General features: G+C 73.1%; 27 protein-coding genes. 12 read left to right on the top strand and 15 right to left on the bottom strand.

Annotated features, from left to right (window positions below; genetic code table 11):
- Positions 1–29 precede the first annotated feature (29 nt).
- From LPA42_RS10000 to LPA42_RS09980, 5 genes are all read left to right on the top strand, one after another.
- Positions 30–305 carry a type II toxin-antitoxin system Phd/YefM family antitoxin gene (locus tag LPA42_RS10000; RefSeq protein ID WP_077935799.1) on the top strand — a complete coding sequence of 92 codons (276 nt, stop codon included), beginning with the start codon at positions 30–32 and terminating at the stop codon, positions 303–305.
- Positions 302–559 (top strand): Txe/YoeB family addiction module toxin, encoded by a 258-nt coding sequence (locus LPA42_RS09995; RefSeq protein WP_077935795.1) that lies wholly within the window; start codon positions 302–304, stop codon positions 557–559. The genes LPA42_RS10000 and LPA42_RS09995 overlap by 4 nt, the downstream gene beginning before the upstream one ends.
- 45 nt (positions 560–604) lie before the next feature.
- A complete protein-coding gene (locus LPA42_RS09990) occupies positions 605–1,147 on the top strand; it encodes a DapH/DapD/GlmU-related protein (RefSeq protein ID WP_198956425.1) in 543 nt (180 codons plus the stop codon).
- A gap of 127 nt (positions 1,148–1,274) precedes the next feature.
- A complete protein-coding gene (locus LPA42_RS09985) occupies positions 1,275–1,658 on the top strand; it encodes a hypothetical protein (RefSeq protein WP_077935794.1) in 384 nt (127 codons plus the stop codon).
- Positions 1,659–1,662: 4 nt separating this feature from the next.
- Positions 1,663–1,875 carry a helix-turn-helix transcriptional regulator gene (locus LPA42_RS09980; protein ID WP_077935793.1) on the top strand — a complete coding sequence of 71 codons (213 nt, stop codon included), beginning with the start codon at positions 1,663–1,665 and terminating at the stop codon, positions 1,873–1,875.
- Between the two features lie 147 nt (positions 1,876–2,022).
- Here the strand turns inward: LPA42_RS09980 and LPA42_RS09975 are convergent, their stop codons facing one another.
- Positions 2,023–2,433 (bottom strand): RidA family protein, encoded by a 411-nt coding sequence (locus LPA42_RS09975; RefSeq protein WP_077935792.1) that lies wholly within the window; start codon positions 2,431–2,433, stop codon positions 2,023–2,025.
- Positions 2,434–2,511: 78 nt separating this feature from the next.
- Between LPA42_RS09975 and LPA42_RS09970 the strand changes: the two genes are divergently transcribed.
- On the top strand, positions 2,512–2,898 hold the full coding sequence (locus LPA42_RS09970) for a helix-turn-helix domain-containing protein (protein WP_077935791.1): 387 nt from the start codon (positions 2,512–2,514) through the stop codon (positions 2,896–2,898).
- Positions 2,899–2,974: 76 nt separating this feature from the next.
- Here LPA42_RS09970 and LPA42_RS09965 read toward each other — a convergent pair whose 3' ends face one another.
- The 8 genes from LPA42_RS09965 to pdxH all read right to left on the bottom strand — a co-directional run bounded on the left by LPA42_RS09965 (position 2,975) and on the right by pdxH (position 9,394).
- Complete coding sequence (locus LPA42_RS09965; RefSeq protein ID WP_077935790.1) at positions 2,975–3,169, bottom strand: DUF397 domain-containing protein; 195 nt, start codon at positions 3,167–3,169, stop codon at positions 2,975–2,977.
- Positions 3,157–3,903 carry a helix-turn-helix transcriptional regulator gene (locus LPA42_RS09960; protein ID WP_077935789.1) on the bottom strand — a complete coding sequence of 249 codons (747 nt, stop codon included), beginning with the start codon at positions 3,901–3,903 and terminating at the stop codon, positions 3,157–3,159. Before LPA42_RS09960 ends, LPA42_RS09965 begins: the two co-directional genes overlap by 13 nt.
- 176 nt (positions 3,904–4,079) lie before the next feature.
- Positions 4,080–5,240: an acyl-CoA dehydrogenase family protein gene (locus tag LPA42_RS09955; protein ID WP_077935788.1), complete on the bottom strand. Its 1,161-nt coding sequence runs from the start codon at positions 5,238–5,240 to the stop codon at positions 4,080–4,082.
- A gap of 31 nt (positions 5,241–5,271) precedes the next feature.
- Positions 5,272–5,577: a type II toxin-antitoxin system VapB family antitoxin gene (locus LPA42_RS09950; RefSeq protein ID WP_043961565.1), complete on the bottom strand. Its 306-nt coding sequence runs from the start codon at positions 5,575–5,577 to the stop codon at positions 5,272–5,274.
- A 205-nt stretch (positions 5,578–5,782) separates the two neighbouring features.
- Positions 5,783–6,385, bottom strand: coding sequence for a nitroreductase family protein (locus tag LPA42_RS09945; RefSeq protein WP_043961564.1), 603 nt, complete (start codon positions 6,383–6,385; stop codon positions 5,783–5,785).
- Between the two features lie 17 nt (positions 6,386–6,402).
- On the bottom strand, positions 6,403–7,335 hold the full coding sequence (locus LPA42_RS09940) for an aldose 1-epimerase family protein (RefSeq protein WP_077935787.1): 933 nt from the start codon (positions 7,333–7,335) through the stop codon (positions 6,403–6,405).
- Positions 7,336–7,439: 104 nt separating this feature from the next.
- The gene (locus LPA42_RS09935) at positions 7,440–8,747 is read right to left on the bottom strand and encodes an MFS transporter (protein WP_077935786.1); all 1,308 of its coding nucleotides are present in this window, start codon (positions 8,745–8,747) and stop codon (positions 7,440–7,442) included.
- A complete protein-coding gene (gene pdxH / locus LPA42_RS09930; RefSeq protein WP_198956426.1) occupies positions 8,744–9,394 on the bottom strand; it encodes a pyridoxamine 5'-phosphate oxidase in 651 nt (216 codons plus the stop codon). Before pdxH ends, LPA42_RS09935 begins: the two co-directional genes overlap by 4 nt.
- Before the next feature lie 279 nt (positions 9,395–9,673).
- Between pdxH and LPA42_RS09925 the strand changes: the two genes are divergently transcribed.
- From LPA42_RS09925 to LPA42_RS09910, 4 genes are all read left to right on the top strand, one after another.
- Positions 9,674–10,780, top strand: a complete 1,107-nt coding sequence (locus tag LPA42_RS09925; RefSeq protein WP_077935784.1) for a citrate synthase 2 — start codon at positions 9,674–9,676, stop codon at positions 10,778–10,780.
- Positions 10,781–11,185: 405 nt separating this feature from the next.
- A complete protein-coding gene (serC, locus tag LPA42_RS09920) occupies positions 11,186–12,313 on the top strand; it encodes a phosphoserine transaminase (RefSeq protein WP_043961560.1) in 1,128 nt (375 codons plus the stop codon).
- A gap of 186 nt (positions 12,314–12,499) precedes the next feature.
- Positions 12,500–13,588, top strand: a complete 1,089-nt coding sequence (sepH, locus tag LPA42_RS09915; protein ID WP_077935783.1) for a septation protein SepH — start codon at positions 12,500–12,502, stop codon at positions 13,586–13,588.
- Positions 13,589–13,678: 90 nt separating this feature from the next.
- Positions 13,679–14,665, top strand: a complete 987-nt coding sequence (locus LPA42_RS09910; protein WP_043961558.1) for an aldo/keto reductase — start codon at positions 13,679–13,681, stop codon at positions 14,663–14,665.
- A 220-nt stretch (positions 14,666–14,885) separates the two neighbouring features.
- On the opposite strand, the gene LPA42_RS09905 is transcribed toward LPA42_RS09910, so the two are convergent.
- The 5 genes from LPA42_RS09905 to LPA42_RS09885 form a co-directional block, all read right to left on the bottom strand.
- On the bottom strand, positions 14,886–15,497 hold the full coding sequence (locus LPA42_RS09905) for a 2'-5' RNA ligase family protein (RefSeq protein WP_077935797.1): 612 nt from the start codon (positions 15,495–15,497) through the stop codon (positions 14,886–14,888).
- 47 nt (positions 15,498–15,544) lie between these two features.
- Complete coding sequence (locus LPA42_RS09900; protein ID WP_077935782.1) at positions 15,545–16,054, bottom strand: hypothetical protein; 510 nt, start codon at positions 16,052–16,054, stop codon at positions 15,545–15,547.
- 157 nt (positions 16,055–16,211) lie between these two features.
- Complete coding sequence (locus LPA42_RS09895) at positions 16,212–17,519, bottom strand: MFS transporter (protein ID WP_077935781.1); 1,308 nt, start codon at positions 17,517–17,519, stop codon at positions 16,212–16,214.
- Positions 17,520–17,604: 85 nt separating this feature from the next.
- The gene (locus LPA42_RS09890) at positions 17,605–18,054 is read right to left on the bottom strand and encodes a MarR family winged helix-turn-helix transcriptional regulator (protein WP_176734295.1); all 450 of its coding nucleotides are present in this window, start codon (positions 18,052–18,054) and stop codon (positions 17,605–17,607) included.
- A 122-nt stretch (positions 18,055–18,176) separates the two neighbouring features.
- A complete protein-coding gene (locus tag LPA42_RS09885; RefSeq protein ID WP_077935796.1) occupies positions 18,177–19,655 on the bottom strand; it encodes an NCS2 family permease in 1,479 nt (492 codons plus the stop codon).
- Between the two features lie 89 nt (positions 19,656–19,744).
- On the opposite strand from LPA42_RS09885, the gene LPA42_RS09880 reads away from it, so the two are divergent.
- Positions 19,745–20,023, top strand: a complete 279-nt coding sequence (locus tag LPA42_RS09880; RefSeq protein WP_077935780.1) for a DUF2530 domain-containing protein — start codon at positions 19,745–19,747, stop codon at positions 20,021–20,023.
- 10 nt (positions 20,024–20,033) lie between these two features.
- Here LPA42_RS09880 and LPA42_RS09875 read toward each other — a convergent pair whose 3' ends face one another.
- A complete protein-coding gene (locus tag LPA42_RS09875) occupies positions 20,034–20,873 on the bottom strand; it encodes a DUF3027 domain-containing protein (protein WP_077935779.1) in 840 nt (279 codons plus the stop codon).
- A gap of 89 nt (positions 20,874–20,962) precedes the next feature.
- On the opposite strand from LPA42_RS09875, the gene LPA42_RS09870 reads away from it, so the two are divergent.
- Positions 20,963–22,642: an MFS transporter gene (locus LPA42_RS09870; protein ID WP_228986497.1), complete on the top strand. Its 1,680-nt coding sequence runs from the start codon at positions 20,963–20,965 to the stop codon at positions 22,640–22,642.
- The last annotated feature ends 46 nt before the right edge of the window (positions 22,643–22,688 follow it).

Genomic DNA, 22,688 nt, shown 5'->3' with positions numbered 1-22,688 from the left:
CAGTTTTCTGTACTTAACCGGAGGTGATCATGAGGACTGTGAACTTCACCCAGCTTCGGCAGAACCTGGCCGCCGAACTCGACAGCGTCATCAACGACGCGGAAGAGGTCGTGGTGACCCGGTCGGGCCACGAGCCGGTGGTCATAGTGCCGCTCGCAGAGTACGAGGCGATGAAAGAAACCGAGTACCTCCTACGCAGCCCGAGTAACGCCGCCGCTCTGCGCCGATCGATCGCGGAGCTTGAGGCGGGTGACGCGGCCGAGCGGGAACTGATCGACCCAGCCACCATGCGGGACGTCGCGTGAGGCTGGTCTTCACGGCGACAGCATGGAACCAGTACCTCAGCCACACCGATCGCAAGCTGGTCAAGCGGATCAACGACCTCATCGCCGACGTGATGCGCAACGAACACGAAGGAATCGGCAAGCCGGAGCCCCTTCGGGGGGAGCTGTCCGGCTACTGGTCCCGCCGGATCGATCGCGAACACCGGCTGGTGTATCGGATCACCAAGAACGACGTCGAGATCATCGCCTGCCGGTACCACTACGGTGACCGCTAGGCAGGTGGTTCTCAGTCGGTTTCCGCACCGGGAAAGAGGTCATGGGTGCCCAGCGACCACATCATGCGGATCCACAGCGCCGAGTTCCAGGCCATGGCCGCCCGGGTCCTGCGGGTCACCGAGCTGACCTCCCGCCTGAACGTGCTGCCCTTCGAGGACGAGGCAGGCAAGGCGGAGCTGTTCGCGCAGATCCTCGGCAGGCCGCTGCCGGCGCGGGTCACGATCTACCCGCCCTTCTACACGGACCACGGCCTCAACCTCGACCTCGCCGAGCGGGTGTTCATCAACCAGAACTGCACGTTCCTCGACTACGCCGGCATCCGGCTCGCCGAGCGGGTGATGGTCGGCCCGAAGGTCACCTTCATCACCAGCGGCCACCCCGTCGACCCCGGGGAACGGCGGCTGCATCTCACCGGCGCGCCCATCGACGTGGCGGAGAACGTGTGGATCGGCGCGGGCGCCACGATCCTGCCCGGCGTCAGCATCGGCCGGGACGCCGTGGTCGCCGCCGGTGCGGTCGTGGCCGACGACGTACCGCCGGCAACCCTGGTCACCGGCGCGAAGGCGACCCCGCGTCGCCAGTGGTGACGCCCCTTCCCGGCTGCGCCCGCCCCGGCCACGGGACCGTGCTCGACGACGAAGTGTGAGACAAGCCCACGCGACTTAATGACAAGCACCCTTGACATGAAGTCGCGCGTGCTTGATATTTCACGTCATGAGCACCCCCATCAAGCGCTACGCGCGCAACCTCACCGCCGCCATGGCGGCCTACGTCGGCGTCCTGGTGGGCACCCTGATCGGCCTGCGCGCCCTGCCCGACGACAGCCTGCTGCGCTACGTCATCGCGCCGCTGCCGGTCCTGCCGGCCGTCGGGCTCGTGATCGCCTTCGTCCGCTACCTGCGCGACATCGACGAGTTGCAGCGCCGCATCCAGCTTGAGGCGTTGGCGATCGCGTTCGGCGCCAGCGCGCTGATCAGCTTCTGCTACGGGTTCCTGGAGAACGCCGGGCTTCCCCGGCTCAGCGCGATCTGGATCGGGCCGGCGATGGTCATGCTGTGGGGCCTGTCGTCCGGGTTCGTCTCCCGCAGGTTCCGGTAACGACGTGCGGAACCGACTCAAGGTCCTACGAGCCGAGCGCGACTGGTCGCAGGCCGACCTCGCCGAACGAGTCGGCGTCGCCCGGCAGACCATCAACGCGATCGAAACGGGGCGCTACGACCCGTCACTGCCGTTGGCCTTCGCCCTCGCGGCGCTGTTCGCGCAGCCCATCGAGGAGATCTTCTTCCCCGACGACGCCCCGCCCCCGGGCAGGTGAACCCAGCCCGCGCCCGTCACCGCCCACCGTGCGCCGCAGCGCCCCGCCCGGCCAGGAGATCTTGGAAGCCGACGGCCCCTCCGGGGGCCGGAATCTTCCAAGATTCGAGTCCACCAACGGAATCGAGCCAGTCAGGGCAGCGCGCAGTCAGTCCAGGATCGCCGTCGCCTCGACCTCGACCTCGACGTCGGGCTCGAAGAGGCAGTCGACACCGATGAGCGACGCCGGAGACAGGGGCTGCGGCAGGCCGAGTTCCCCCGCGACGTCGTCGACGCCGGCCATGAAGTCGCCGATCCGCTCCGGCGCCCAGTTCGTCACGTAGAACGTCAGGCGGACCACGTCCGAGAAGCCCGCGCCGGCACCGGCGAGACCGCGGGCCGTGTTGCGGAGCGCCTGGGCGACCTGCCCCCGGAGGTCACCGGACGCGACCGGCCGCCCCGCCTCGTCGCGGCCGACCTGGCCGGCCACGTGGACGTGGCGCGCCCCCGACGCGACCGCGACGTGGTGGTAGGGAACGGGCTGCATCATGCCCCGGGGGGAGAAGAGCTGGACACCCATCGCGATTCCTTCCTCGAACCAACTTGGTATCTCCTTGATACCTGGTGCTTAGCGGAAACTTCAACGAGACTAGGTGTCATGGCAGATACCGACCCCGGCACGGCGGAACGCCTCGACGTCACCCCGGCGCACCGCGAACTCCTGAACCAGGTCCTCGACAAGTGGTCGCTGGAGGTGCTCAACACCCTCTGCGAACGACCCTCGCGGTTCAACGAGCTGCGCCAGGCGATCCCGGCCGTCTCCCAGAAGTCGCTGAGCGCGACCCTGCGCCGGCTCGAACGTAACGGCATCGTCGAGCGGCGCGTCCTCTCGTCGCGGCCGGTCGCCGTCGAATACCGGATCACGCCGCTGGGCAAGACCCTCCGGTCGCCGGTCGACGCCCTCCTCGACTGGGCCGACGGTCACCTGGGCGCGATCGAGGCGGCCCGCCGGGCCTACGACGAGGCAGAACCCACCGCGTCGTGACGGCGGACGAGGTCCCGCAGCCCAACGGCAAACGCCCGCCCCGGGTACGCGACGGGCGCGTCATGCTCGTGGCGACTCACGCCCGCTCGGGGACGTGCGCGACGAACGCGCGCCACGCGACCGGCCCGAACGTGAGCGCCGGCCCGGCCGGGTCCTTAGAGTCACGTACGCCGACGATGCCCGGAACATTGTCGGCGACCTCGACGCACGCGCCGCCGTTGGAGCTGCTGCGGGTGGACTTCCGCCACCGCGCGCCGATCAGATCATCCATGCTCTCGCCCTCAGCAAATCGATGGTCTGGTCTCGCGGCAACGAGACTGACCTGACGGTATCCCAGACCGCCCAGAGTGGAGCAACGTCTTTGGTTACACGACCGGCCGCCTGATCGTCGAGGTAACCGACGTCCTCACCGTCGGGCGTCGTCGCGATGATGAACGGTCCCGCCTGCCCCGCGTGCAGGCCGGCGCTCAACGGCAGCACATGCACCATGACGTTGGGACGCTGCGCCATGGCCACGAGGTGGTCGAGCTGATCGTCCATCACGTCGGGATGGCCGCGGAGCAGCGTCGCCTGGTCGATCACGAAGACGGCCATCGGAGGGCAAGGGCGGTCGAAGACCGCAACCTGCCGCCGGAGACGAGACTCGACGTGGTCGTCCGCCTCGGCGCACAGTGGGCCGCTGGAGAGAACCGCCCGAGCGTATGCCTCCGTCTGGAGGAGCCCTGGCAGAACGGCGGATTCATACCATCGCAGGCCGGTGGCCTCGCGTTCGATCTCGGTCCACGGGCGGAACCACGCCGGTTCCTTCCGGCGCAGAACGTCCGGCCACAACTCCAGCACGTCCCTGCCGAGAAGTTGCGCGACCTTGGCACGGTGCCTGGTCTGCGGAATCCGTCCTTGGCTCACCCATCGGGCCGCCGTCTTCGGGTCCACGCCGATCTCGGCCGCAAGGCTCTCCGCCGTGTGCCCAGACTCCACCATCGCCACCTGCACACCCTTGTGCATCACGCACCCTCCCGCAACATTACGCGACATCCCGCACGCCAGGGAGACATAGTGCAACGCAGCGTGTTCTCTCCGCAACCACCGGCAAGGTGGCGGGCGGGAGGGCGCGGCCGTCGTTGCCGACCGAGCGCTTCCTCTCGTGGGCCCGCGCCCGTGGCTGAGCCAGCCGGAAAAGGTCAGGCGAACGCGTTGAGCCCTGTCAGCCGCTGCCCGATGACGAGCTGGTGGATCTCGGAGGTGCCCTCGTAGGTGAGCACGCTCTCCAGGTTGTTGGCGTGCCGCATGATCGGGTATTCCCCGGAGACGCCGTTCGCGCCGAGGATCGTCCGGCACTGCCGGGCGATGGCCAGCGCCTCCCGCACGTTGTTCAGCTTGCCCACGCTGACCTGCTCGGGGCGCAGCTTCCCGGCGTCGGCGAGCCGGCCCAGGTGCAGCGCCAGCAGGAAGCCCTTCTGCCATTCGACCGCCATGTCGGCGAGCTTGGCCTGGGTGAGCTGGAAGCCGGCGAGCGGCCGGCCGAACTGGGTGCGCGTGCCCGCGTACGCCAGGGTGGTCTCCAGGCAGTCGCGGGCCGCACCGAGCGCGCCCCAGACGATGCCGTGCCGGGCCTCGGTGAGGCAGCTCAGCGGGGCCTTCAGCCCGGCCGCGCCGGGCAGCAGCGCGTCCGCCGGGAGCCGGACGTCGTCGAGCGCGATCTCGCCGGTGAGGGAGGCGCGCAGCGACATCTTGCGCCGGATCTCGCGCACCGACACCCCGGGCGCGTCCAGGGGTACGGCGAACCCGCGCACCCCCTCCTCGGCGCGGGCCCAGATCACGGCGACGTCGGCGACCGGCGCGTTGGTGATCCACATCTTGCCGCCGTGCAGCAGCCAGTCGTCGCCGTCGCGGCGGGCCCGGGTGGCCATCGACGCCGGGTCGGAGCCGTGGTCGGGCTCGGTCAGCCCGAAGCAGCCGATCGCCTCGCCGGTCGCCATGGCGGGCAGCCAGCGCTGCTTCTGCTCCTCGCTGCCGTAGCGCCAGATCGCGTACATGGCCAGCGAACCCTGCACCGAGACCAGGGACCGCACGCCGGAGTCACCGGCCTCCAGCTCCAGGCAGGCCAGCCCGTACGCGACGGCGGTGGAGCCGGCGCAGCCGTACCCCGTCAGGTGCATGCCGAGGAGGCCGAGCCGGCCGAACTCCCGGGCCAGCTCGCGGGCCGGGACGTGGCCCCGCTCGTACCAGTCGGCGACGTGCGGCCGGACCCGGTCGTCGACCAGCCGGCGCACGACGGACCGGATCTGGCGTTCCTCGTCGTCGAGGAGGGAGTCCAGGTCCAGCAGGTCGACAGGAGTCATCCCGCCACCCTAACGAAGCCTCAGGAGCGGGTCACTCGTGCTGACCGGCCAGCACCAGCACCCGGGCGTGGATCTGGTTGCGCTGCTGGAGCGCGGCGCGCAGCGCGCGGTGCAGCCCGTCCTCCAGGTAGAGCCCGCTGTTCCACTGCACCACGTGCGGGAACAGGTCCCCGTAGAAGGTGGAGTCCTCGGCGAGCAGCTTGTCCAGCGCCAGCTCACGCTTGGTGGTGATCAACTGGTCCAGCCGCAGCGGACGCGGCGGGATCTCCGCCCACTGCTTGAGCGTCAGGTTGTGCTCCGGATAGGGACGCCCGTCCCGGACCGCTCTGAAGATCACGACGGCACGCTCCCCTCCCCCTCACCGTTCCGACCCACCGCGCCGGGTCGGATCGCGGCGTGGCACCGCGCGGCACGGCACCGATGACCGTGCCAGCGTAGCCGCCCCCGCCACACCGCGTTTTACTCCCTCATGTCGCTTTCGCGACCACTGTTGGTCAACCCCGCCCGGCGACGCCGGGCCGGGCCGCCGACACCCCCCGGCGTCAGCTCCAGCGTCCGCGCCGGACCACCTCGTCGACCGGGCGACGCCCCCGCCGCAACGACGGCGACCGGTGGTCCGGTGCCCGGTAGCCGACGGTGAGCGCCCCGACCGGGTCGTACTCCGCCGGCACCCCGAACGCCTCCCGGTACGCCTGCGTGCGCTGCGGCGGGATGCCGAAGAAACACGCGCCCAGCCCCTCGTCCACGGCGGTGAGCAGCATCAGCAGGGCGGCGAAGCCGGTGTCGACATACCAGTACGGCACCGGCCAGCGCTCCTGCGCGCGGTCCGTCCAGCCCTTGTCCGGCTCGGCGTACCGGTCGAGGTACGCCGAGCGGTTGGCGTGTGGCACGACGATCAGCGGGGCCCGCCGCATCCCGGCCAGCCACCGCTCGCGCCCGCCGCCGTCCGGGGTGGTCGCCGCCCAGAAGCGTTCCCGGTCCGCCGGCTCCTCCAGCACCAGGAACCCCCAGCCCTGGGCGAACCCGGCCGACGGGGCCCGCACGGCGTGGTCGAGCAGCCGCTGCACCACCTCCGGCGGGACGGGGCGGTCCGGGTCGTAGTTGCGCACCATCCGGCGTCGCCGGAGCACCTCGGCGAACTCCACGCCGCCTGCTCCCCCTGCTACCGGGCCCCGGGCCGGATGCCCATGGTGCCCCGCCAGGTGTCGCCCGGCTCCAGGGTGATCACGTCCTTGCCCGAGCGGTACGCGTCCGGCGGGCAGGTCATCGGCTCGATCGCCACCGAGCGGCGGTGCCGCTCGCCGGTCAGGGTGTCCCCGGAGAAGACCTGCCACCAGCCGAACTCGCGGTCCGCCCAGACGGTGACGGCCGCCGCGTCGTCCGGGGCGGCCAGGGTCACCGAGGAGCCGCCGTCGGCGTCGCGGACCACGTCGCCGAACGCCGTGTCGAGCACCGCGTGGCCGATCCGCCGGGGGCTGGTGTAGTCGTACTCGGTGCCAGCCACCGGGGTCGCCCCGACCGGCAGCAGCCGACCGTCCACCTGCACCCGCAGCTTCGCCGGCACCCGCAGGGCGAGGTCGTCCACCGCCACCCCGGGCAGTTGCAGGTAGGGGTGCATCGAGAAGCCGAACGGGCAGGGCTCCCCGCTGACGTTGGTGGCCTCGTGGTCGATGCGCAGGCCGTCCGGGCCGACCGAGTATCGGTTGCGCAGCCGCAGCGCCCACGGGTAGCCCGGCTGCGCGGGCAGGTCGTAGCCGAGGGTCACGGCGTCGTCGGACTGCTCGACGAGGTGCCACGGCACCCAGTTGACCAGGCCGTGCAGGGCCGCGCCCCGGCTCGGCTCGGTCAGCGTCAGCTGGAACTCCCGGCCGCCGAAGGCGTACTGGCCGTCGCGGATCCGGTTCGGCCAGGGGGCCAGCACCTGCCCGGCCCCGCCGGGGCAGAGCTCGTCGGCGGCGAACCCGTCGACGTAGTCGACGCCGTCGTGCCGGTACGTCCGCAGGCCGCCGCCGACCTCGACGAGCACGGCCTCGTGGCCGGCGGCGGAAATGGTCCACTGGGTGCCTGACGGCGGGCGGGGTGCGGCGTTCTGCATGCCGGTGACCTTAGTCGGTCACCTCTGCGCACGGGGTGCGCGGTCCGTCACCGCGCGCACCCCGCCCGGCCGCCGGTGTCTGCCCGTCACCGGCGGCCGGACGGTCAGCCGCGCGCCTCGGACGGCGCCCCCGACGTGGCCGCCCGGTAGCGCACCAGGGCCGGGAAGACGGCCGCCAGCAGCAGCGCGAGCACCGCCGCGGCGAGGCCGCCACCGACCCAGGCGACGCCGGTGCCGAAACCGGCGGCCATCGTGCCCGCCCGCAGGTCGCCGAGGCGGGGCCCGCCCGCCACCACCACCGTGTTGACGCCCTGGAGCCGGCCCCGCATCCGGTCCGGCGCGTGCACCAGCAGCATCGTCTGCCGCAGCACGGCGCTGACCAGGTCGGCCGCGCCGGCCACGGCGAGCAGCCCGACCACCAGCCAGAGCTGGCGGGCCAGCCCGGCGGCGGCGATGGCCAGCCCCCAGCCGACGACGGCGCACACCAGCGCCACCCCCTGCCGGTGGAGCCGGCCGATCCAGCCGGACGTGAGCCCACCGAGCATCGACCCGATGGCGATGGCGCTGAACAGCCAGCCGACGGCCGCGCCGCCGCCGAAGCGTTCCTCGGCGATCTCGGGGAACAGCGCCCGGGGCATCGCCAGCACCATCGCGATGAGGTCGATGGCGAAGGAGAGCAGCAGCACCGGCGTGGTGGCCAGGTAGCGCAGCCCGTCAACGACGCTGGCCAGCCCGGCCCGGCGGGGCGAGCCGTCGCCGTCGGGGTCGGGCTCCGGCGGCAGCGCCGGCATCCGCAGCGTCGCCCAGACCGCCGCCGTGAAGAAGACCGTGTCCACGCCGTACGCGATGGGCAGCGCGACCCCGACCTCCCAGGCCGCGAAGATCAGCCCGGCCAGCAGCGGCCCCAGCACGGACGCGGCGGTGTGGGTGGTGAAGTTCAGGGTGCTCGCGGCCGGGACCAGCTCGGCCGGGACGAGCCGGGGGATGCTCGCGGTGCGGGCCGCCCCGCTCACCGCGAACCCGACCGACTGCAACGCCACCAGGACCAGCAGCAGCACCGGGCTGCCCACCCGGAACACGGCCTGGGCCAGCAGCCCCACCATCGACGCCCACAGCACCGCCTGGCTGACCAGCAGCACCGCGCGCCGGTCCCGGGCGTCGGCGACCGCGCCGCCCCACAGCCCGAAGACCAGCAGCGGCAGGAACGCGGCCACGCCGAGCAGCCCGACCCAGAACGAGTCCCGGGTCAGCGCGAACATCTCCACCGGCACGGCCACGGCCGTGAACTGGAAGCCGAGCATCGCGACGCTGTTGCCGACCCAGATCCGGCGGTAGACGGGCACCCGCAGCGGGCGCAGGTCGATCGCCCAGCGACGCGCCCCGCGCGGCCGGGTCTCCTTGACGGCGGTCACGGGGCGAGCCGCTCCACCACCCACCGGCCGTCGTCGGCCGGCCCCGGGTCGGGCGCGGTGCGGCGGAACCGCAGCCGGTCGTGCAGCCGGCTGGCCCGGCCCTGCCAGAACTCCACCGTCTCGGGGCGCACCCGCAGGCCGCCCCAGTGCGGGGGCGCGGGCACCGGGTCCACGTCGGCGAACCGCTCGGCCACCGCCCGGTAGCCGGCGTCCAGCGCGGCCCGGTCCGGAATCACCCGCGACTGCTCGCTGGCCCACGCGCCGAGCTGCGAGCCGCGCGGCCGGCTGGCGAAGTACGCCTCGGTCTCGGCCCGGTCGACGGGCTCGATCCGCCCGGCGACCACCACCTGCCGCTGGCTGGGGAACCAGGGAAAGACCAGGCTGGCGTACGGGTTGGCCAGCGCCTCGGTGCCCTTGCGCGAGCCGTGGTTGGTGAACAGGACGAAGCCCTGCGGGTCGTACCCCTTGAGCAGGACGGTGCGCCCGCTGGGGCGGCCGGCGGCGTCGGCGGTGCCGAGCACCATCGCGTTCGGCTCGGGCAGGCCGGACGCCACCGCGTCGGCGAACCAGCGGGCGAACTGGGCGTGCCAGTCGGCGGCCAGATCAGCCTCGGAAAGGCCCAGGTCGGCGGCGTACTCGTTACGCATGCCGGCCGGGCCGGGTGTGTCACCCGTCACAGCTACCCTCCCCTTCGGTGGCCCCGTCACCCTCGGCGACGCTGGCCAGCCCCTACCGCCCAGTCTCATCGACCCCGCACCTTTGTCCACCGGCGGGGATGTCGCGTGCAGCACAGTCGTCGCGGGTCGCGCAGCCGGTTACCCACCAGGCAAGATGTCACGAACACGTCCCTGAGGGTCGCCTAAGGCGCTCGGCCGGCCGGGCCGGATGAGCCCAGGCGGGCGCATCGAGCAGATCCAGGAGTAAGAATGGCCGACTTCAAACCGGGCCTGGAGGGCGTCGTAGCCTTCGAGACCGAGATCGCCGAGCCCGACCGCGAGGGCGGTGCCCTGCGCTACCGCGGCGTGGACATCGAGGATCTGATCGGTCAGGTCTCCTTCGGCAACGTCTGGGCGCTGCTGGTCGACGGCCGGTTCGGCCCCGGCCTGCCGCCGGCGGAGCCGTTCCCGGTGCCCGTGCACTCCGGCGACATCCGGGTCGACGTGCAGTCCGCCGTCGCGATGCTCGCCCCGTACTGGGGGCTCAGCCAGCTCCTCGACATCTCCGACTCCCAGGCCCGCGAGGACCTCGCCCGGGTGTCGGTCACCGCGCTCTCCTTCGTCGCCCAGTCCGCGCGCGGCCTGGGCCTGCCGGCCGTGCCGCAGAAGGAGATCGACAAGGCGGAGACGATCGTCGAGCGCTTCATGAAGCGCTGGCGCGGCGAGCCCGACCCCCGCCATGTGAAGGCCGTCGACGCCTACTTCATCTCGGCCGCCGAGCACGGCCTGAACGCCTCCACCTTCACCGCCCGGATCGTCGCCTCCACCGGCGCCGACGCCGCCGCCTGCATCTCCTCCGGCATCGGCGCGCTCTCCGGCCCCCTGCACGGCGGCGCGCCGTCGCGGGTGCTCAGCATGCTGGAGGCCGTCGAGCGCAGCGGCGACGCCGAGGGGTACGTCAAGGGCGTCCTCGACCGGGGCGAGCGGCTGATGGGCTTCGGCCACCGGGTCTACCGGGCCGAGGACCCGCGCGCCCGCGTGCTGCGCCGCACCGCCAAGGAGCTGGGCGCGCCGCGCTTCGAGATCGCCGAGGCGCTGGAGAAGGCGGCCCTGGCCGAGCTGCAGGCCCGCCGCCCCGACCGGGTGCTCGCCACGAACGTCGAGTTCTGGTCGGCCGTCGTGCTCGACTTCGCCGAGGTGCCCGCGCACATGTTCACCTCGATGTTCACCTGCGCCCGGATGGGCGGCTGGAGCGCGCACATCCTGGAGCAGAAGAAGCTCCAGCGGCTGGTCCGCCCGTCGGCCCGCTACGTCGGGCCGGGCAGCCGCAAGCCGCAGCAGGTCGAGGGCTGGGACGCCATCCCGCACGGCGTGTGATCAGTGCAAGGAAGGGCACCCTGTTAACGCTTTCTGCATAGCAGGGGCCCCCTGTTAACACCCACCACCTGGGTGCGCGACGCCCGTCCGATCCACCCGTCGACGCGACGACGGAAGGGGCCCCGCCGGTTCGGCGGGGCCCCTCCGCGTACCAGAAGGTCCGTCCGGCCCCGCGTAACCGGGGGTGGGGTGGCGACGTAACCGGGCGGATGTGTCATACGCCTCAGCTCCGGCGGCGGGACCCTCGGGTGTCCGGGCCGCCCCGGGTGCGAGGATGGGGGCTCGGCAGTGCCGCCGCACCGGGCTCGGATCCGGCCGCCCGTGCGCCCCACGCACGCGTCCGTCCTCCGCGCCCGACCACCACCTGTGACCGGGCCCCGCCCACGCGGAAGGATCTCGACAACCGTGGCTGACGCACCGACCATCCGGATTCCCGACGACATCAAGCCCGCCGACGGGCGGTTCGGCTGCGGGCCGTCCAAGGTCCGTCCGGCGGCCGTCTCCGCCCTCGCCGACGCGGCGACGGGCTTCCTGGGCACCTCGCACCGGCAGAAGACCGTCCGCGACCAGGTCGCCCGGCTGCGGCGCGGCATCGCCGAGTTCTACTCCCTCCCCGAGGGCTACGAGGTGATCCTCGGCAACGGCGGCACCACCGCCTTCTGGGAGGTCGCGACGTTCGGCCTGATCCGCGACCGGGCGCAGTTCGCCAGCTTCGGCGAGTTCGGCGCGAAGTTCGTCAAGTCGGTCAAGGACGCCCCGTTCCTCGGCGAGCCCACCGTGCGCAAGGCCGAGCCGGGCAGCGCTCCGGCGCTGGTCGCCGAGGCCGGCGTCGACGCGTACGGGCTGCCGCAGAACGAGACCTCCACCGGCGTCGCGGTGCCGATCAACCGGGTCGCCGGGGCCGACGAGGGCTCGCTGCTGCTGGTCGACGCGACCTCGGCGGCCGGCGGCCTGGCGGTGGACGTCGCCGAGACCGACGTCTACTACTTCGCCCCGCAGAAGTGCTTCGCCTCCGACGGCGGCCTCTGGCTGGCCCTGATGTCGCCGGCCGCCCTGGACCGGGCCGCCGAGATCAAGGCGTCGGGCCGCTACATCCCGGCGTTCCTCGACCTGGTCACCGCGATCGACAACTCGCGGCTGGAGCAGACCTACAACACCCCGGCGCTGGCCACCATCTTCCTGGCCGCCGAGCAGACCGACTGGATGAACGAGCAGGGCGGCCTGGCCTGGGCGGCCAAGCGCACGGCCGAGAGCGCCGGCATCGTGTACGGCTGGGCCGAGCGCTCCGCCGTGGCGACCCCGTTCGTCACCGACCCGGCGCTGCGCTCCAACGTGGTCGCCACCATCGACTTCGCCGACGGGGTGGACGCGGCGGCGATCGCCAAGGCGCTGCGGGCCAACGGCATCGTCGACACCGAGCCCTACCGGAAGCTGGGCCGCAACCAGCTGCGCATCGCGCTCTACCCGGCCGTCGAGCCGTCCGACGTGGAGGCGCTGACCGCCTCGATCGACTACGTGGTCGAGCGGCTCTGAGGCAACGTCACACTGGGTGGCCGCCGCACCGCCGCCGGCCACCCAGTGTGATCATCTTCGCAGCTCATCCGCGACATGCGGGTGTCGCATCCCCCACCGGGTTGCGGATGGGCGTACCGTGGTGCGGGACGCCCGGGTGGCCGACCCGTGGCGTGCGGCCAGCGAAGCGGGACGGAGGCAACGCTCATGCGCCCAGTACGCTTCGTCGCCCTCTCCGAGGACGGCCAGGCTCTGGTGCTCGCCGACGAGGTCGGGCGGCTGCTCGCCCTGCCCATCGACGAGCGCATCGCCGGCGCCCTGCACGCCGAGCCGGGCGCGCCCCCGCTCGCCGTGGTGCCGAACACCACCGACCACCCCCTGCCATCGCTGTCCCCGCGCGACATCCAGGCCAAGATCCGTTCCGGCGAGTCCGCCGAGGACGTGGCCCGCATCGCGGGCGTCCCGGTCGACCGCGTGCTGCGCTACGCGGGCCCGGTGCTCCAGGAGCGGGCGATGCTCGCCCAGCACGCCCGGCGCACCCGCCTCAAGGGCGCGGAGAAGCCGACCCCCCTGGCCGAGGTCGTCAACGGCCGGCTGGCCCAGCACGGGATCGACACCGAGAAGATCTCCTGGGACGCCTACCGCCGCGACGACGGCACCTGGCGGATCATCGCCACCTGGCCGTCGGGCAAGGCCACCGCGCAGGCGGTCTGGGATCTGGACAAGACCCGGCAGCACGTCGTCCCGCACGACGACATGGCGCAATACCTCTGCGCCGAGCGCCCCACGCCGATCCTCGGCCAGGAGCCGGCACCCGAGCGCGGCGGCCACGCGCTGCCCGGCCCCTCGCGCGGCGAGCCGAGCCGGGGCGGGCACGGGCTGCCCTCGGCGGCCGGTGACCACAGCCGCCCGGGGCGCGACCCGATCCGCGCCGGGCGGGACGCCCTGCTCGCCTCCCTGGACCGGCCGCTCGGCTCGACGTCCGGTCGCGGCCTGGAGCCGCGCACGCCGGCGGCGCTGGCCGGGTCGGACGCGCCCCGGCAGCGGCCGGTCGGCGGCGGGGCGGCGGCCCTGCTCGGCGGCGGCCAGGGCTCGGCGTTCGACGACGACTCGGACGCGCCCAAGGAGGTCCCGGCCGTGCCGTCGCTGGCGGTGCTCCGGCCCCGCCGCACGGGCGCTGCCGCGGCGGCCTCCGGCGGCGAGTCCACCGACGCGTCCGGCAAGCCGCGCAAGCGCCTGCCGAGCTGGGACGACGTGCTGTTCGGCAGCGGCCCGGCGGCCCGCGAGTCCTCCTGACCCACCCGCCCGCGCCGGGCGGCACGCGTTCCCCGCGCACCGCCCGGCGGCGGCAGGCAGTCGGCATCCCGCCGTGGCAGGGTGGGTCATATGGAGTACACGAATCTGGGACGCACCGGTCTGTCGGTGAGCCGGCTCTGCCTCGGCACGATGAACTTCGGTCCGCAGACCAGCGAGCCGGACAGCTACGCCGTCATGGACCGGGCGCTCGAGCACGGCATCAACTTCTTTGACACCGCCAACATCTACGGCTGGCAGACCGGCGAGGGCATCACCGAGCAGATCATCGGCCGCTGGTTCGCCCAGGGCGGCGGCCGGCGGGAGAAGGTGGTGCTGGCCACCAAGGTCTACGGCAAGATGGGCGACTGGCCCAACGAGCAGGGGCTCTCCGCCCGGCACATCATCCGGGCCTGCGAGGACTCGCTGCGCCGGCTCCAGACCGACGTCATCGACCTCTACCAGATGCACCACGTCTCCCGGGCCACCCCGTGGGAGGAGATCTGGCAGGCGATGGAGACCCTGGTCGCCCAGGGCAAGGTCGTCTACGTCGGATCGTCCAACTTCGCCGGTTGGCACATCGGGCAGGCACAGGCGGCAGCGCAGCGGCGCAACTTCCTCGGCCTCGTCTCCGAACAGTCCATCTACAACCTGCTGACCCGGGCCGTCGAGCTGGAGGTGGTCCCGGCCGCCCAGCACTACGGCCTCGGCATCATCCCCTGGTCACCGCTGCACGGCGGGCTGCTGTCGGGGGCGCTGCGCAAGATGGCCGAGGGCGGGGCCGCCCGCAGCGCCGCAGGCCGCGCCGCCGAGGGCCTGGCCGAGCACCGGCCGACCATCGAGGCGTACGAGAAGTTCTGCGCCGACCTCGGCCACGACCCGGCGGACGTGGCGCTCGGCTGGCTGCTCTCCCGGCCCGGGGTGACGGCCCCGATCATCGGCCCGCGCACCATAGACCAGCTCGACCGGTCGCTGGGCGCGCTGGACGTCCGCCTCGACGAGGCGGCGCTGGCCCGGCTCGACGAGCTGTTCCCGCCGGTGGGCAAGGGCGGCCCCGGTCCGGAGGCGTGGGCCTGGTAGGCGCGCGTCGCGCCGCGGCCGGGCACGCGCCGCGATGTCGGCGACATGGCGGTATCCCCGAGGCGGGAAGCCCCCATGTCGCCGACATGGCGGGCCACCACCGGCCCCGACGCGGCCCGACCCGGCCCCGACGCGGCCCCGGCCCGGCCTCGCCGGGGCGACCGGGCCACCACCGGCCCGACCCGGGCCCACCGGCCCGACCCGGCCTCGCCGGTCCCGGTCAGATCGGCCAGGCGGCCACCCGGTCGTACGCCGGCTGCGGCCCCTGGTGGCTGCGGACCAGCACCAGCTCGGCGGCCGGCCACGGCGGCCCCAGGTAGTCGTGCAGGGCCTCCCGGTCGGCGGCCACGTCGGCGCGGTCGATCCGGTCGCCGGGGCGGGCGATGGTGAGGTGCGGGGTGAACGGCTTCTCGTCGTACGGCAGCCGGCCCCGACGGAGCCCCGACCGGACCAACCGGGCCAGGACGCGCAACGCCTCGACGTCGCCGCGCACGTCCACCCAGAGGACCGTGAACCGGCCCCGGCCGAAGCTGCGCCCGCCGCCGAGCCGCAGCACGGCCGGCCCGGTCCGGCCGCCCGCCGGTCGTTCGGCCGGCGGCAGGTCGCGGGTGCGGAATGCCTCGGCGGCGATGCCGAGGGCGCTCTCGACGTCGACGAGACGGCTCGCGTCGACCTGGCCGAGGAAGGCGACGGTGAGGTGCGCCCGCGCCGGGTCGGCGAGCCTGACGTTGGTGCCGGCCGCCGCCGCGCGGCCGACCCGGAGCCGGGCCACCTCGGCGCTCAGGTCGGCGACGGCCTCGGGTGGCGGGAAGACCGCGACGAAGAGCCGCATCCCGGCGGCGGGCACGACGGTGCCGGTCAACGGGGGCTCGGCGGGGGTCAGCGGTGCCGCTGGCGGTGTCGGGGCCGCGCGGCGGGCAGGGTGAGACCGGCCGCGTGCAGCATCCCCTCGACCCGGACCCGCTCGATCTGCCGGTCGACGCCCTCCAGCTCGCCCAGGTGCTCGGGGAGCCCCAGGCAGCGGCAGGCGGCCCTCAGGTGCTCGTCGTACGCGTCGACGACGGCGGCGTGCCAGATCACCGCCCGGCCGCCCGGGTTGACCCGGTGCCCGGCGAACCGGTGCAGGTCGGCGGCGATCTGCTGGAGGGACCGGCGGTCCTCCCGGTCGAACTCGGTGAGGTCGATGCCTCGGGTCAGCCCCTCGGCGTCGACGGCTCGGTCCAGCTGGGCGATGGTGCGGCGTTCCCGGCGTCGTTCGCGCCACTCGGCATAGCCGCAGGCGACCCGGTCGATAATCTCGTCGGCGCAGAACACCAGCGCAAAGGCGACCGGAAGACTCGCGACAGCGACGAACGCCAGGGCAAGGAGCATCGCTCGGCCTACCTCCACGTATCGACGCTATGCTCCCGCGAGCCTCACCGCCACCGGTTTGTTGACATTCATAGACGCCAATTTCCTGGCGCCCGCCGGGAGCGCGCTGCCGGCCTGCGAGCCGGCGCTCGCGGCGGGCCGCGAGCCGCCCGGTGGGGTTAGGAAGGGGCCCCTGCTATGCAGAAGGCGTTAACAGGGTGCCCCTCCTTGCCTCCACCACGTAGAAGCGGGGGGACGGGAGCACCCGCAGGCGCAGCCGGGCCCCCGAGCGGCGCAACTGCCAGGCGAGCGCCAGCAGGGCGGTGGCCAGCGAGATCAGCCCACCGATCCAGATGCTCGCACCGGCGCCGAACCGCTCGGCCACCCAGCCGATGACCGGCGCGCCGACCGGGTTGGTGCCGAGGAACACCAGCACCCACAGCGCCATGACCCGGCCCCGGAACGCGGCGTCGGTGCCGAGCTGCACCCGCTGGTTGGCCGACTGGGCGAAGAAGACCATGAAGAACCCGGCGGGCAGCAGCAGCGCCACGACCATCCAGTACGCCGGGGCGAGCCCGACCAGGGTGCCGAAGACGGCGCACCCGACCGCCGCGCCGAGCACCAGCCACACCGAGGGACGGCTGCGCCGCCCGGTGCCGGCCAGCGCCCCGACGAGCGCGCCGACGGCCAGCGCCGTGCTGAACAGGCCGAACGAGGCGGCACCCGTCTTGAACACGGTCTTGGCCAGGGCGGCGAGGGTGAGCTGGAAGTTGAACAGGCTCATCCCGATCACCGACATCACGGCCATCGGCAGCAGCAGGTCGGGGCGGCGGGCGACGTAGCGCAGGCCGTCGACGACCCGGGCGGAGTCCCGCTCGGCGACGGGGAGGAGGTCCTTGCGGTGCAGCTCGGCGGGGCGCATCCGGACCACGGTGGCCAGCGGGCCGAGCGAGCTGAGCGCGGTGAACAGGAAGACCGGGCCGACGTCGACGGCGGCGATGGCCAGGCCGGCGACGGCGGGGCCGACGATGCGGGCCGAGTTGAACACGGCCGCGTTGAGCGACAGCGCGTTGGGCAGCAGCGACGTGCCGACGAGTTCGGAGACGAACGCCTGCCGCACGGGCGTCTCCACCGCGTTGGCGACGCCGAGCAGGGCGGCGAAGACGAAGACGTGCCAGAGCTGGACAAGCCCGGTGAGCACCAGCAGGCTCATCCCGAACGACAGCACCGTCCAGAACGCGTTCGCGACGAAGAGCAGCAGGCGCTTGTCGTACCGGTCGGCGAGCCGCCCGGAGAGCAGGGTGAGCAGCAGCACGGGGGTGAACTGGAGGGCGGTGACCACGCCGAGGGCGGTGGCGGAGTCGTCGGAGAGTTCGAGGACGAGCCAGTCCTGGGCGATGAACATCATCCAGACGCCGATCAGTTTGATCAGCTGCCCGGACGCGAAGAGCCGGTAGTTGCGGACCTGCAGTGACTGGAACATCGTGCTCAGCTTCGCCTGCACCCTGGATGCGCCTCCTCGCTCGTACGCCTCATCGACGGCGGACGGCGCGGACCCGGCGGCGGCGCGCCCCGGTGGGCGCGGCGCGTCAGGCGCGGGCGAGCTGCTGCAGGATCTCGGCAGCCCGTTGCAGGGTCTCCCGGTCGGTCTCGGGCAGCTCGGCCAGCCGGCTGGCCAGCCACTCGTTGCGGGCCCGCTCGAACTGGTCGAGCACGGCCCGGCCGCCCTCGGTCGCCGAGAGGATGACCTGCCGGCCGTCGGTCGGGTGGGGGGTGCGGCCCACGAGGCCGCGTTCCTCCAGCTTCGCGACGATCTTGGTCATCGTCGGCGGTTGCACCCGTTCGACGTCGGCCAGTTCCCGGGGCGTCAGCGCGCCCGCCAGCACGAGGCTGGTGAGCGCGGAGAGCTGGGTGACCGTCAGGTCGCCGACCGGTCGGGCCTGTCGGACCCGCCGGTTGAGCCGGGTGATCGCATCACGCAACTGGGGAGCCAGCTGCGCCGGTGGCACGCGTCTCGCCGTCACCGTCCGCTCCGTCACGATAGTTAGCCTAACTAATGAGCCTGGCTAACGACAGCCGTTATGACCATGCTCACCAGGGGGTGTGCGCCCCGGAAGCCGGGGTACCGGTCCGGCACCCCGACCCCCGGGAACATGGGGCGTCAGAGTACGACCGACTCGATCGGCCCGCGCAGGAAGTACAGGACGAACAGCGCCGCGACCGCGTACAGCAGGGGGTGGACCTCGCGGGCCTTCCCCTTCGCCAGCTTCACGATCACGTACGAGATGACGCCCGCGCCGATGCCGTTGGAGATCGAGTACGTGAACGGCATCAGGGTGATCGTGAGGAACGCCGGGATCGCGATCTCGTAGTCGGTCCAGTCGATCGTCCGCACCGCCGTCATCATCAGGAAGCCGACCACCACCAGCGCCGTCGACGCCGCCTCGAACGGCACCACCACCGCCAGCGGCGCGAGGAACATCGCCAGCAGGAACAACGCGCCCGTGACCAGGTTGGCCACGCCCGTGCGGGCGCCCTCCGCGACACCGGCGGCGCTCTCGATGTACGACGTGTTGCTGGAGACGCTCGCCGCGCCACCCGCAGCCGCGGCGATCGAGTCGACCAGCAGGATCTCCTTGGCCCGCGGCGGGGTGCCCCGCTCGTCGAGCATGTCCCCCTCCTGGCCGATCGCGACCATCGTGCCCATCGTGTCGAAGAAGTCCGTGATCAGCAGCGTGAAGACGAACATCAGCGGCACCAGCCAACCGACCCGGGTCCACGAGTCCAGCACGTTGAAGTTGCCCAGCAGCGACAGGTCGGGCACGTCCACGACCGTCTTCGGCAGCTCCGGCACGTTCAGCGACCAGCCCTTGGGGTTGGGCTTGCCGTTGACGAAGGACGGGCCCACGTTCGCCACGGCCTCGACCACGATCGCCAGCACGGTCGAGGCGAGGATGCCGATCAGGATCGCGCCGCGCACCCGGCGCACCACCAGCACGATCGTGACCAGCAGGCCCACCACGAAGACCAGCATCGGCCAGCTCACGATCTTGCCGCCGATGCCCAGCCCCACCGGGACCGTCGTGTTCGCCGCGTCCGGCACCCGCCGGACGAAGCCGGCGTCGACCAGGCCGATGATCGTCAGGAAGAGGCCGATGCCGACGCCGATCGCGGTCTTGAGCTGTGTGGGCACCGAGCGGAACACCGCCGTACGCAGGCCGGTGAGCACCAGGATCGCGATGAGCACACCCTCGATCACCACCAGGCCCATCGCGTCGGCCCAGGTCATCTGCGGGGCGATCTCGTACGCCACCAGCGCGTTCACGCCCAGGCCGGCGGCCAGCGCCATCGGGAACCGGCCGACCACCCCCATCAGGATCGTCATCAGGCCCGCGACGAGCGCCGTCGCGGCGGCCAGCGCCGGGATCGCCAGCTTCTTGCCGTCGCCGTCGACGGCGCTGCCGATGATCAGCGGGTTGAGCACCACGATGTACGCCATCGTGAAGAACGTCGCCAGGCCGCCCCGCACCTCCCGGCCCGGTGTCGAGCCGCGCGCGGTGATCTCGAAGAAGCGGTCGAAGGCGTTGCGGGGGTGAGCGGGATCGGGTGGAGTGCCGTTGTCCGGCGGCGCAATGGCCATCTGGTCCTCGCAGGTGATCATCCGTCTGTCGCGCGCATCGTCGCAGATCACACGCCAACTGGGAAAGTTGATCGCGTACGCTTGCCCCCGTGCGACAGGAGCAACCGCCGCGGCCCGAGCCGCTCGACCCGCCGATGGTGCCGTTCGCGGTCGCCGGGCTGGTCGCCTGGGCGGTCGCCGGCCTGGTGCTGCTGCTCTTCTTCCGTGGCTGGCTGACCGAGCACGGCCACCAGGACTGGCTCTGGATCTGCCTGGCCGGTTTCCTCTGGGGCTTCCCCGGTCTCGCCGTGATGATGCGTCACGACGCCAACCGGCGTCGCCGTCGCGCCGCCGCGCGGGCCGGTCAGCCCGCCGACACCCGAAGCTGAGCCCGCCCGGTCACGGGTGGCCGTACGGCTCGCCCGGCTCCGCCGCCTCCACCGAGCCCGGGGCCCGGCTCACCGACATCGCCTCGACGGCGCTGTCGTCGTAGACCGTGGGCAGCTCGTCGACCGGGCTCTCGGGCGTCTCGACCAGCGTCTCCGAGTGCGCGCCGCAGCCGTGGTCGGCGCTGACCACCCGACCGTCGTCGGGGGCGTAGAAGTTGCCGCACGCCCCGAACGCCTGCCGCAGCGCGCCGGCCAGCGGCAGGTAGAAGCCGCACGTGCCGCAGCGGGCGGCGGCCGGGGCGGCGGTGGAGATCGGCGCCGACGGGCCGTGGTCGCCGTCGTACCAGCGCTGCGCGGCCTCGCTGCGCCCCTCCCGGGACAGCACCCGCGGCCGACCGAGGCCCAACTCCCAGGCGGTCTCCTCCACCGCCGGGTCGTCGGACAGGACGTACCCCGGGGCGAGCCGCTCGTCGTCGGGCGGGGTCGGCAGGAGGTCACCCGGGCCCAGGTCGCCCGGCTTGAGCCGCTCCTGCCAGGGCAGCCAGCCCGGCGCGAGCAGCGCGTCCGAGCCCGGCAGCAGGACCGTCTCGCAGACGGTGACCTTGCGGCTGCGCGGCACCCGGGTCACGGTGACCGCCCACCGCCAGCCCCGGTAGCCGGACAGCCGGCACTCGAAGTAGTGGGTGACGACCCGGTCCCCCTCGGCGACGGCCTGGAGGTGGTCGCCGACGTCGGAGGGCTCCACCTCGGTGATGGCGTCGCGGGCCACCTCGACGGCGGCGGCGCAGACCTGGTCGAGGCGGGCGGCACGTGCGGAGGCGGGCCTGGTCACCCGACCATTGTTCCCCATGGGTGCCGAAGACCGACAGGCACTCCCCGCAAGGTCGTTCTCCGGCGGTGCTGGCGCGGAGGTGGGGGGCATGGGCGAGGATGGTGCACATGCCGTTGTTCTCCCGCTCCGATCGGTCCATGCTGGGGCGGACCGTCGGCACCGGCATCCGGGCCGGCCGCCTCGTGCTGCGCGGCTCCGCCCGCGGCGGGCGCTGGATGACCCGCCAGGCCGGCTCGGCCCGGGCCCGGGGCGCGGGCGGCGAGGTCGGCATGGTGCGCCTGTTCGACCTGCACGCCCTCTCCTGCGCGGGAGACACGCTGATCGCGATCGGCCTCGCCGGGACGATCTTCTTCAACGTCCCCCTCGGCGAGGCGCGCAGCAAGGTCGCGCTCTACCTGCTGGTCACGATGGTGCCGTTCGCGATGCTCGCGCCGGTGGTCGGCCCGCTGCTGGACCACTTCCGGCACGGCCGGCGGTACGCGCTCGCCGCCACCATGCTCGGCCGGGCCTTCCTGGCCTGGCTGATCTCCGACTACATGCACGGCTTCGGCCTCTACCCGGCGGCCTTCGGGGTGCTCGCGCTCTCCCGGGCGTACGGCGTGGCCCGCTCGGCGGCCGTGCCCCGGCTGCTGCCCGAGGGGCTCGGCCTGTCCCAGGTCGGCGCGCGGGCCAGCGTCTACGGCACGGTGGCCGGCGCCCTCGTCGCCCCGATCGGGCTGGCCGCGTTCTGGTTCGGGCCGCAGTGGCCGCTGCGGGTCGCCTCGGTGCTCTTCCTGGTCGGCATGGTGGTCGCGTTGCGGCTGCCGCCCCGGGCCGACTCCGAGCCGCCCGAGCGGGTGCCCCGCCCGCTGCGCTCCCTGGGCCGGCGGGCCGCCGGGGACCGCCCGCTGGGGCGTGGCCGCCCGTCCGGCCGCCTCGTCATCGCCAGCCTGCTCGGCGCGGCGCTGCTCCGCGTCGTCTACGGCTTCCTGCTGCTCTTCCTCGCCTTCGCGCTGAAGAAGGGCGACCTGACCACCGACTTCTTCGGGCGCGAGCTGAGCGCGGAGATGGCGCTCGGCCTCGTCGGCGGTGCGCTGGCGGTGGGCAGCTTCCTGGCCACCGCGGTCGGCACCCGGCTGCGCATCCACCGCCCCACCGCGATCCAGTCCAGCAGCACGATCATCGTGGCCGGCACGGCCGTTCTCGCCACGATCCAGTTCTCGCTGCCGATGGTGGCCCTGCTCTGCCTGGTCGCCACGCTGGCCAGCGGCGTGGCGAAGCTCGCGGTCGACGCCTCCATCCAGGAACGCATCCCGGAGCGGCTGCGGGCCAGCTCGTTCGCCCACTCGGAGACGGCGCTGATGCTCGCCTTCGTGGCCGGCGGTGCGCTCGGCCTGGTCCCGTTCGACGGCCGGCTGGGCATCGCCGTGGCCGCCGGCGTGGGCGTGCTCGCCGCCGCCCGGGGCGCGTACGTCGCCGGAAAGCTCCGCGACCAGCGGCTGCTCGGCCGTCCGCTCGGCGACGACGAGCTGGCCGACGAGCCGGTCGGGGATCCCGCCGGGAAGCCGGCTCCTGGGGACCGCCCGGCAGCCGACGACCCGACGGCGCACGGACCGGTGACACCCGACCCGGTGACGCACGACCCGGTGACCGACCACGACCCGGTGACGGACATCGCCCCCACCTCGCCCGCACCCGCCTCCTCCGCCCCGCCCGGCTACCACGTCTACCGGCCGTCCTCCGCGGTCGCCGGCGCCGGCGGAGCGGGCGCGGCCGACGACGAGGCCCGCCGGGAGCCCCTCGCGTGACCGGCGGGACGGGCGTGACCGGCCGGCTCGGCGGGACCGGCCTGCT

The sequence above is a fragment of the Micromonospora sp. DH13 genome (assembly GCF_020873825.1).
In the GTDB taxonomy this organism is placed as follows: Bacteria; Actinomycetota; Actinomycetes; order Mycobacteriales; family Micromonosporaceae; genus Micromonospora; species Micromonospora haikouensis.
The sequence above is the reverse complement of the archived record's forward strand: the minus strand, read 5'-3'. Positions and strand labels throughout refer to the sequence as shown.

Excerpts from the sequence above, each read along its gene's own strand:
- LPA42_RS10000 (WP_077935799.1), top strand. The coding sequence starts at position 30 with ATGAGGACTGTGAACTTCACCCAGCTTCGGCAGAACCTGGCCGCCGAA.
- LPA42_RS09985 (WP_077935794.1), top strand. The coding sequence starts at position 1,275 with ATGAGCACCCCCATCAAGCGCTACGCGCGCAACCTCACCGCCGCCATG.
- LPA42_RS09975 (WP_077935792.1), bottom strand. The coding sequence starts at position 2,433 with ATGGGTGTCCAGCTCTTCTCCCCCCGGGGCATGATGCAGCCCGTTCCC.
- LPA42_RS09970 (WP_077935791.1), top strand. The coding sequence starts at position 2,512 with ATGGCAGATACCGACCCCGGCACGGCGGAACGCCTCGACGTCACCCCG.
- LPA42_RS09965 (WP_077935790.1), bottom strand. The coding sequence starts at position 3,169 with ATGGATGATCTGATCGGCGCGCGGTGGCGGAAGTCCACCCGCAGCAGC.
- LPA42_RS09960 (WP_077935789.1), bottom strand. The coding sequence starts at position 3,903 with ATGCACAAGGGTGTGCAGGTGGCGATGGTGGAGTCTGGGCACACGGCG.
- LPA42_RS09955 (WP_077935788.1), bottom strand. The coding sequence starts at position 5,240 with ATGACTCCTGTCGACCTGCTGGACCTGGACTCCCTCCTCGACGACGAG.
- LPA42_RS09940 (WP_077935787.1), bottom strand. The coding sequence starts at position 7,335 with ATGCAGAACGCCGCACCCCGCCCGCCGTCAGGCACCCAGTGGACCATT.
- pdxH (WP_198956426.1), bottom strand. The coding sequence starts at position 9,394 with ATGCGTAACGAGTACGCCGCCGACCTGGGCCTTTCCGAGGCTGATCTG.
- LPA42_RS09925 (WP_077935784.1), top strand. The coding sequence starts at position 9,674 with ATGGCCGACTTCAAACCGGGCCTGGAGGGCGTCGTAGCCTTCGAGACC.
- sepH (WP_077935783.1), top strand. The coding sequence starts at position 12,500 with ATGCGCCCAGTACGCTTCGTCGCCCTCTCCGAGGACGGCCAGGCTCTG.
- LPA42_RS09910 (WP_043961558.1), top strand. The coding sequence starts at position 13,679 with ATGGAGTACACGAATCTGGGACGCACCGGTCTGTCGGTGAGCCGGCTC.
- LPA42_RS09905 (WP_077935797.1), bottom strand. The coding sequence starts at position 15,497 with ATGCGGCTCTTCGTCGCGGTCTTCCCGCCACCCGAGGCCGTCGCCGAC.
- LPA42_RS09885 (WP_077935796.1), bottom strand. The coding sequence starts at position 19,655 with ATGGCCATTGCGCCGCCGGACAACGGCACTCCACCCGATCCCGCTCAC.
- LPA42_RS09875 (WP_077935779.1), bottom strand. The coding sequence starts at position 20,873 with ATGGGGAACAATGGTCGGGTGACCAGGCCCGCCTCCGCACGTGCCGCC.
- LPA42_RS09870 (WP_228986497.1), top strand. The coding sequence starts at position 20,963 with ATGCCGTTGTTCTCCCGCTCCGATCGGTCCATGCTGGGGCGGACCGTC.